The sequence below is a fragment of the Methanogenium sp. MK-MG genome (assembly GCF_009914725.1).
In the GTDB taxonomy this organism is placed as follows: Archaea; Halobacteriota; Methanomicrobia; order Methanomicrobiales; family Methanomicrobiaceae; genus Methanogenium.
Map to the genome: position 1 here is coordinate 1 of NZ_JAAAWJ010000068.1, position 9,419 is coordinate 9,419.

Annotated in this window: 8 protein-coding genes and 2 pseudogenes; all 10 read right to left on the reverse strand. The window is 46.9% G+C overall.

From position 1 onward, the window contains the following. Positions 1-369: pseudogene (locus tag MKMG_RS09020) on the reverse strand (elongation factor Tu); the annotation flags it as partial. A 53-nt stretch (positions 370-422) separates the two neighbouring features. Next, positions 423-2,108 carry a glutamate--tRNA ligase gene (locus tag MKMG_RS09025; RefSeq protein WP_165077438.1) on the reverse strand — a complete coding sequence of 562 codons (1,686 nt, stop codon included), beginning with the start codon at positions 2,106-2,108 and terminating at the stop codon, positions 423-425. Between the two features lie 3 nt (positions 2,109-2,111). Next, positions 2,112-3,077: a polyprenyl synthetase family protein gene (locus MKMG_RS09030; protein ID WP_165077439.1), complete on the reverse strand. Its 966-nt coding sequence runs from the start codon at positions 3,075-3,077 to the stop codon at positions 2,112-2,114. A 10-nt stretch (positions 3,078-3,087) separates the two neighbouring features. After that, a complete protein-coding gene (locus tag MKMG_RS09035) occupies positions 3,088-4,431 on the reverse strand; it encodes an RNase J family beta-CASP ribonuclease (RefSeq protein ID WP_165077441.1) in 1,344 nt (447 codons plus the stop codon). Next, entirely contained in the window at positions 4,428-5,477 is a 1,050-nt protein-coding gene (gene fni, locus MKMG_RS09040) for a type 2 isopentenyl-diphosphate Delta-isomerase (RefSeq protein ID WP_165077442.1), read from the reverse strand. Before fni ends, MKMG_RS09035 begins: the two co-directional genes overlap by 4 nt. 107 nt (positions 5,478-5,584) lie before the next feature. Further along, the gene (locus MKMG_RS09045) at positions 5,585-6,346 is read right to left on the reverse strand and encodes an isopentenyl phosphate kinase (protein ID WP_165077443.1); all 762 of its coding nucleotides are present in this window, start codon (positions 6,344-6,346) and stop codon (positions 5,585-5,587) included. Continuing rightward, positions 6,312-7,211, reverse strand: coding sequence for a mevalonate kinase (gene mvk, locus MKMG_RS09050; protein WP_165077445.1), 900 nt, complete (start codon positions 7,209-7,211; stop codon positions 6,312-6,314). The genes MKMG_RS09045 and mvk overlap by 35 nt, the downstream gene beginning before the upstream one ends. A 2-nt stretch (positions 7,212-7,213) precedes the next feature. Then, positions 7,214-8,005 (reverse strand): AmmeMemoRadiSam system protein B, encoded by a 792-nt coding sequence (gene amrB, locus MKMG_RS09055; protein ID WP_165077446.1) that lies wholly within the window; start codon positions 8,003-8,005, stop codon positions 7,214-7,216. A 50-nt stretch (positions 8,006-8,055) separates the two neighbouring features. Beyond that, entirely contained in the window at positions 8,056-8,664 is a 609-nt protein-coding gene (rpsB, locus tag MKMG_RS09060) for a 30S ribosomal protein S2 (RefSeq protein WP_165077448.1), read from the reverse strand. Beyond that, positions 8,661-9,395, reverse strand: a pseudogene (locus MKMG_RS09065) (enolase C-terminal domain-like protein); the annotation flags it as partial. The pseudogene MKMG_RS09065 and the gene rpsB, both read right to left, overlap by 4 nt. Positions 9,396-9,419: the final 24 nt, after the last annotated feature.

The following is a 9,419-nucleotide window of genomic DNA, read 5'->3' on the forward strand; positions in this document are numbered from 1 at the left end:
AATAGGGTTATCCTCCACAAAATCATACCCCTCAAGAACAGTGCCACGGATAAGGGGCGCAATCTGTGATTTATCCAGATAATTTTGCAGAACAATAACACCAGATTCAATGCCCATGACATCCAGCATAATAACCATTTCACCCAGCACAGGAGTGATCTCATCTATCACCAGCAATGCTGAATCAGACATGGCAACAGCATAATACAGGGGTGCCAGCCGGTCAGGATAGCGCGTTGGTTCAATGATCGTTACCGTGTCCTCATCTTTTTTCAGATTAATGAATGTAATATCAGATTCTGTGCCTGATTTACCGATATTTTTTGCATACCCCTGGGGTCCGAGTACTACGATATTTAGATTCGGCATGTTGCTAAAATATGGGAATTTAATGGAGATGAGTCTTTGGATGAAAGAAAAAATTATTTGTGGGCAAAATACGCTGAAACTTCTGTCTCAGATGCACTGTCAATCCGTGCAAACCCTACCCGTTCAAACTGAACAACAGCGTCAGTCTCACCGCAGACACCAGGTTCACAGACTCCCTCAATGATACCCTCAGGCGTATGGAGCATACATCTGACTGCCATATCCTTTGGAAGCCACTGAACAATCTGTGCATGTTCTGCCCGTGCAACATCCAGAGAATCACCTGAATATTCCAGAAAAAACCCATCATCAGTCTTCTTTACCCGCACATTGAAGAGATCTTTCAGCCGTAACATCCGATCATCCTCAAGCTCATCACGCGGCAGATAAATATCACCGGTGAACGTCAGTGAACGGGTTCCCTTTGCTTCATCATTGGGATTTTTCAATGGGTGTGCAATATGTTCAGACACATCGGGAATATGACAGAGTACCGGGTCCGGAACAAAGAAATAACGGTTTGCAATTGGGTCAACAATCGCTTTGTTTGCTGCATACAGATTTTCCCATGAAAAATTGATATCAGTCTGGCCGATGCCAATGTCTATCATTGCATTTCTGAGTGCTTCAGGAGAAAAACCTCTCCGTGCGATTGCTTTCAGCGTGCCAAGATGAATATCATCCCAGCCCGAATACTCCCCTGAGGCAATACCTGCTTTCATTGCTGAAGTGGAAAGGACAATATCTCCAATTGACATCCGTCCATAATGGAAATATGTTGGCTGTTCCCAACCAAAATAATCATAGATGTACTTCTGTCTCCGGGTATTTGCGATATGATCTTTCCCCCGGATTACATGGGTCATACCCAGCAGATGATCGTCCACCGCAACCGAGAAATTCATCAGAGGGTATACATGTGCATCACACCGGGGATGGGAGGTATTCTCCACAATCCTGAAGATGGAAAAGTCACGCATTGCAGGGTCGGGATGGGAAATATCTGTCTTTAACCGGACGGTAATCTGCCCTTCATGATAAATCCCTGCCAGCATATCCTTCCAGAGAGAGAGGTTCTCCTCGATGGTCTGATCTCTGCATGGACATTCTTTTTTGTTATTTTTCAGATCCCTGAATGTTTCCGGGTCACAGCGACAAAGATAAGCACCGCCCATTGCAATCAGCTGCTCACAGTATGAATAATAGATATCCATCCTGTCACTCTGGTAGACAATGTCACTTACCTCAATACCAAGCCAGTCCACATCAGACAGAAGCATCTGATAATTTTCTTCTGTTATCCGTTTTGGATCGGTATCTTCAATCCGGATAATATATTTCCCACCATACTTCCGGATATAGTAATCATTCAGGTATGCTGCACGGGAATGGCCGAGATGAAGCGGGCCGGAAGGATTCGGGGCAAAGCGCATAACAACACCCTCTTCCCCGACATTATCCAGCGCACGAAGCCCGGTCTCTCTCTTTTTTTTCTCCTTTTTCTCCAGTAATTCGGGAGCAAGTAACTCAAGACGAGTCCTGCGTTCATCAGGATCCATCCCTTCGATTTCGACCAGGATTTCACTCAGAAGTGCCGAATATTCCCGTGCATGAGGCCGAAGTTCGGGGTGTTTTCCCATCAGTGCACCCAGAACTGCACCGGCCTTCGGAACACTGTTGTGCATCACTGCATTCTGGAGCGCATATTTATAGAGAAAATCTCTGGAATCTCCATCCATTGTCTAAAAGCCTCTGGAAACAAAATAATCCGTTATCTGAAGAAGACCATCCTTTTCATCGCAGTCGGGGAAGATAGTGAGCATCTTTTTCGCCCGTTCAACCCGCTCAAGAGCTACATTCCTGACATCAGCAATGACACCTGCCTCTTCAAGAAGAGCGATGGCCTCATCAGTCTCTGCATCACTCAGAGTTGGTTTCCGGTAGTTTGTCAGGTCAATTCCCCTGTCTCTTGCAAGAATTGCCACAAGCGTCTGTTTCCCTTCACAAAGATCTGATGCACGATCCTTTCCACTGGTTGCCGCGTCAGCCATAAGGTCAATCAGATCATCCTGAATCTGGAATGCAATGCCGCTGTTCAGTCCCCATTCATAGAGTGAATTGACCTGCTGAACATTGCCCCCTGCAAGTGTTGCGCCAATGGCTGCGGCGGCTGCATACAGTATCCCTGTTTTTTTGGAGACCATCTCGAGATATTCCATTTCATCAACATCATTTCTGCTTTCGAAATGAATATCCATATGCTGACCCTCACAGAGATCTGCACATGCCTTCGCAAGGGCGTTCACTGATCGTACCTTTGCAATGTCGGGTGCAATCGCAGCACAGATCAACTCAAAGGCGTGTGCATAGAGCACATCGCCTGCAAGAATTGCCGTTTGTTCGTCCCATTTTGTATGCACAGTAGGCACACCGCGACGAACAGCATCTTTATCCATGATATCATCATGAACAAGTGTGAAGGTATGGGTAACTTCAAGTGCCAGTGCAGCAGGCAGAATGTCCTGCGAACGCCCTTTGTGCACAAGGTCTGCAGCAAGCATTACCACAGCAGGCCTCAGACGTTTCCCTCCGGCAAGAAGGAGATGGGCACTTGCCTTGTTCAGTTCTCCCGGCAATGCGCCGAATTCACGGTCAAGAACAATATCTATTTGTTCAGCAACATCTTCCAGATATGCACCAAGATCCATTATTTTTCACCTAATTTATCAGTAATTTCTGCCCGTTTCTCAGGAGATGGACATCGTTGTTCAGAGTATAACCGCAGTCTTCTGCCAGTTTCAGATATCCTCCGGTCATATCGATATCACCGTGAGCCGGGATAACATGCTGTGGATTGAACAGATGAAGCACTTCATAATGTTCTTCACGATATGCATGCCCGCTCACATGAAGATCAGTGAAAATGCGTGCACCTCTCATACGGAGAAGCACTTCCTGGGTATGGCGCTGCCCATAATTCATTGGATTGGGGATAACCTTTGCACTATAGAGAATCTTATCCCCTTTTTCAAGTTTAAAAGGTGTCTGTCCTGAAGCAAGACGGGTAAGAATTGCACCCGGTTCACCCTGACTACCGGTGACGATCGGGACATATTTGTCTTTTCCTTCCTTCATAATTGTACGGAACATCTTGTCAACAGTGCGACGGTTGCCCCGCATTGTCATACCGCGTGGAAATCCGACAAGTTTCATCTGTTCTGCAGTTGATGAATACCGTTCCATTGAACGACCAAGAAGAACGGGCTTTCGTCCGATTTCATGTGCACATTCTGCAATCATTTTAACCCGTGCAATATTGGAGGCAAAGGAACCCACAAGCATCGCAGATTTTTCATCCTCATAACAGGTCATTACATCCCTGACAAGACGCTGAGCAATGCGTTCGCTGGGACAGCGTCCGGGCATGTTGACATTCACACTCTCTGTGATCAGAGCGAGCACACCCTCTTTTCCCACTTCACGCATTCGTGCAATGTTTGGGGGTTCGCCGAGTACAGGTGTCCTGTCCAGCTTGAAATCAAGTGCATATACAATAGCACCACGGGGGGTGTGCAGGACAGCCATTGCGGCGTCAATGATTGAATGCTGTACGATGATAAATTCAAGGGAAAGGTGCTGTGATATTTCATACCGGTATTTTTTCCCCGCAGGAAGTTCAAATACCGGATTATTGACAACAAATCGTTTTTCCCCTTCAATTTGCTGTCGGATAAGAGCAGCGGTATAAGGCGTAGCAATAATCGGTGCATCATACCGGTGTGCAAGTTTCGGTATTGCACCAATATGGTCTAGATGACCATGCGTACAGACAATCGCCTTAACGGTGCCTTCCACCGTATTCATTATCGTATCGTCCGGGATTGCCTTCATCTCAATTAAATCAAGGGAATGCAGATTTTCAACTTCAGCATCCTCGTGAATCATTATCTGATCGAGACGAAGACCCATGTCAAAAATAACAATCTCTTTGCCGCAACGCACGGCAGTCATATTTCTGCCGACTTCATTATACCCGCCGACAGCAATTACTTCAACTTTCATAGATTATTTTCCTCATATTGTAGCATTTCACCCGTAATTCCGGTGATATATTTTCGTACGTTCTTTAATTCAGAGGGATTTTGTGTTCCTGTCAGGTAACACGACACCCGAATTTCTGTCTGGATCTGTTGGATTTTATCACAAAGACTCTGGTATCCGTCCATGGCCGGTGGCAGAAGGGCAAGCGCCATCCCGCCCAGACTGGCCCCGAGAGCCATTGCTTTTGCGATGTCTGTACCTGAATTCAGCCCACCTGTTGCAATGACCGGACCGCCTGCCTGGGCTGCTTCAAACACACTGACTGCCGTTGGTATGCCCCAGTCTGCAAAATGCAGACCCAGTGCCTGCTGCATCGGATTCCCTGCGCGGAACTGTTCCACAGCTGCCCAGGAAGTACCTCCGAGCCCGCCTGCATCAACTGCTGACGCACCTGCAGCAAACAACTGCCGCGCACATTCCCGTGATATACCACAGCCAGTCTCTTTTACAATTACCGGGTATCGACATGACGAACATAATTCCTGCAGAGCATCCAGACAATCAGAGGCATTATGATCACCCTCAGGCTGAATAGCCTCCTGAAGGGGATTTAAGTGTATACACAATGCCTGGGCGTCAATCATTTCAACTGCTTTATCTGCCCATTCAATGCCTTTATCTCTCAACTGGATAATTCCCAGATTTCCGCAGAGAAATGCGTGGGGGGCATGTTCACGTACAACAATAAAGCTATCTTCCATCTCCGGATTTTCAAGAGCTGCACGTTGCGATCCAACACCCATGGCGAGACCGAATTCCTCCGCAGCCATTGCAAGAGTGGCATTAACATCCCTGGTATCAGGATGCCCACCTGTCATTGCAGCAATAAAGATCGGTGCCTTCAGCTGGTGTTGTAAGAATCGTACACCAAGCGCTACGGTATCCATATTACACTCAGGGAGTGCATTATGGACGAGTCGGACATCATCAAATCCGGTCCTTCCGGCGACAATATTCTCATTGCAGCAGATATCCAGATGCTCCTTTTTCCGGGAGGAGGTAATCATCCTGTTTTTTATGGTAATACCCCCGTTGGGGTTTAATAGAACATTCACATCAGCAAATATTCATGCCACTGCAGTTTCCTTCCTTCGCAGCGGAAATATTCACGTATCTATACCCGGTTTCCGGTAACCATGGTTCCACCATGTTCGCGCCCGTCGAGAAAATCCTCCAGTCTGGACAGATGAAATATCGTAGATTCGGTCCCTTCATCTGAAAGTCTCAGAAGCTCCATCAGTTTTCCGATCATACCTCCGGTCACATCTGTGTTGTCCGACTCTCCGATTTCAATATCAGCCACCGTGTCACGGTTTATCAGGGGAACTACATCCCCATCTTTTAGTACACCGGCTACATCGGTGGCGAGTCCAATGCGGTCAACATGTATCCTTTTTGGAATTGCACTGACCAGTTGATCGCCTGAAACAATGCAGGCACCCCGCACACTGTCCATTACCACATCTCCATGGAGAACAGGCACAATTCCCTGATGCACCAGCATCTCAACCGGCTGATGACTGAAGGATTCCAAACGTCCGTTTTTCGCAGTACATGCATCAAGCGGGTGAATGCCCACTGCTTCCACACCGTTGGCACGAAGCGCGTTTACCACCGCAGTGTTCAGCTTTAAAACTGCTCTGTGTGTGATAAATATACCTGATCTATTATTAGAGTCTAACCCCATATCAAGGTGATGGCGTTTTGCCTCAGGGTGACCACAGGAACCGGCCCCGTGAACAATAATAAACTGTATTCCGGAATGGCTGGAAATCACCCGGGAAATTTGTTCAAGAGTTTCTGTATTAACAGTGCAGTCCCCGCTTTTATCGGTAATTACACTACCGCCCAGTTTTATCAGTACGGTTTCTTTCATCTTCCTTCTCCTTGCGTGCGCCTTCATTATCGATTGTTGTAATAATTGCCCTGCCGTCACATCCTTCGATTGCACCGGCTATTTTGGATTTTGATCGTTTTGGACAGAGAGCAACTATTGACCCTCCGCCACCTGCCCCGGTAATCTTTGCGCCATACGCCCCTGCTGCACGTGCTGCTGTCACGAGTCGCGTCAGAGCGGGATGCCCTACTCCCAGTGCTTCAAGCAACTCATGATTAATATCCATGTATCTCCCAAGAGCCCGCTGGTCATGAAAGACATGCAGTGAACGCATCGTTACTGCCTCAATTGCATCAAGTATCGGATTAACAATATCCGGATCTGTCGCACGGAATTTGCCCACCTGCTCCACCATCCGGGCTGTCGAATGTGAAACCATGGTATTACCAATAACCAGATGGAAATCTTCAGGCGGAAGTCTCCGTTTAATATCTCCCTGAATCAGAAGGACACCTCCAAAGGTAGATACGTAGGTATCAGTAGCACTCGCACGCCCTTTCTGCACACTTTTTTCAACCGAATGTGCCATAGTCGCGATATCAGGTTTTCCGTACCCCAGATCAAATTCATCGTTAATAGCCGAAAGGGTTGCAACGGTGACTGCGGCAGAAGATCCCAGACCGGAAGAACTGGGAAGCTGGGAATGAATATACACACTCCCGTTGACTCCCATTAATTCGAAACATTTCTCGAGATATGGTGATTTCACCCGGGGAGGGTGCCGTGTTTTTCGAACTGTTACATATACCCGCGGTTTAATTGCCATTGCAATACCTGGCTTGCCGTATACAACCGCGTGTTCACCAAATAAAAAGACCTTGCCAGGTGCACTCCATACTGCCAAAATTATACCGCCGCTATTGATGCGTATCCAACAACCTGTGCCATATCGCCGGTTGTGTCACCGCTTGTCATATATTGTATTAATTTACCGTTCGTTGCCCCCATGCGACGGGCCAGAACTGCCATTACTGAAATTGGCCCATATCCACATGCACTAACATTATATTCTCTCAACCTCTGATAAAAAGATCTGATGTCAAGGTCATAAAGTCCCTCAATTGCATAGGCATCATTCTTTATTGCAACGTCCGCAGGCACATAATGAGAAAAATCACTGGAAGCGACAATACGTACATGGTCTGCAGAAATATCCGCAGAATTCCAGATTGTCTCCGCAAGCGAGAGAGTCTGTGCATAGTCCTGTGCACCCATAAGTACAGGCACAACCCGTGCATCGGGAAAACGGTATTTTATAAACGGCATCTGAAGTTCCAGAGAATTTTCCTCTACTTCAATTGCCTCATCAGACAGGGGAATTCCAAGGGAACGGGCAAGTGCCCGATTGCAGGCAACCGTTCCAAGTGGTGTACCCCAGTCAAGTTCTGATGTGTAGGGTCCGATACCCCTGTGACTGGGCCCGACTACAAGAAATGTACCCGAAAAATTTTGGTCAATACACGCATATGATGTAGCCATCACCTGACCGGAATACGCATACCCTGCATGAGGAACAACGACACCAAAACAATCAGGCAAACCTGTTGTATTCTTAAAAAAAGAAGCTAGTAAAGAAGAAAGGATGGTCGAGTCATCCGGATACCACATCCCCGCAAGCGTGGGTTTTCTGATACCCATTTATCATTCCTCCCCTTCCCCTTTCACTTCATACCTTAAAGGCCTGTCCCTTAAAGGTCTGTTTCAAAGTCTTCCTGAGTAAGTGAAGTTGCAATACCACGTGCTTTCAATACTTCTCTTGTTAAGAGGAAATATACCATAGAAAGCGCCTTGCGACCTTTGTTATTGGTAGGAATGACGAGGTCAATATATTTTGTCATATTGTTGGTGTCACAGAGTGCGACAACCGGAATACCATTCTCAACACCCTCTTTAATTGCCTGAGCATCACCAATTGGATCTGTCACGACGACGACATCAGGTTCAATATAATTAGGCATGTTATGATTCGTCAGCATACCCGGAATAAATCTGCCAACTTTATATGTTCCGCCAATAGCTGTTGCAAATTTCTTCGCAGGATACTGCCCATATTGACGGGATGTAACAACGAGCACCTTTGGTGCAGCATACTTTGCGATGAATTCAGCAGCAGTCTTTATTCTGCTGTCAGTCTCCTGGATATCAAGAATGTACAAGCCATCTCCGCGTACACGGTAGATGAATCTTTTCATATCCTTACTCTTCTGCTGCGTTCCGATGTGTACTCCTGCAGCAAGATACTCCTCCACCGGGACGAGTGATTCTGTTAATTCTATTTCAATTTCGTCTGTATTCATTGGATCATCTCTTCAATTCTCACGAGTTCGTTGAGTTTTGCGATGCGTTCACCGCCAACAACACCTGTCTTAATGTAGATGCACTCAAAGGCAGTTGCAAGATGGGCGATTGTCTCGTCGGTCGTCTCTCCCGATCTGTGGCTCATCACCGTCTCCATACCACATGAATGCGCCATACGTATGGCTTCAAATGTGTCAGAAAGGGTGCCAATCTGATTCGGTTTGATTAAGACGCAGTTCGTGGACCGGGCCTCGATACCCATCTCAATGCGCTCAACATTCGTGACGTAGAGGTCATCCCCGCAGACAAGGCAGCCATCACCCACCTGATCTGTTAATGCGGAGAATCCTTCAAAATCCTCCTCTACAATAGGATCTTCAACATACGCAAGCTCGTAGCGGTCAACCAGTTCAGCCATATAGGCCACCTGGTCTTCTGTGCTGCGTTCCGCGTCACTATACCTGTACACTCCGTCTTTCCAGAGTTCACTGGCGGCAACATCAATACCCATTCTGATTTCAATCATAAGATCGTCAGAAACTGCATTAATGGCCTCCTGCACCAGATCAAAGGCTTCGATATCGGTAATTCTGGGTGCCCATGCACCCTCATCACCTTTTCCGCATCCATTACCACCGGATACTAACAGCTCTTTAATCTTTTTGTGCACCGCTGCATTGGCAAAAATTGCTTCATCTGCATCCAGTGCACCAGTTGGAAAAAAAAGGAATTAATGAATAGAGGGGGAAGGGGA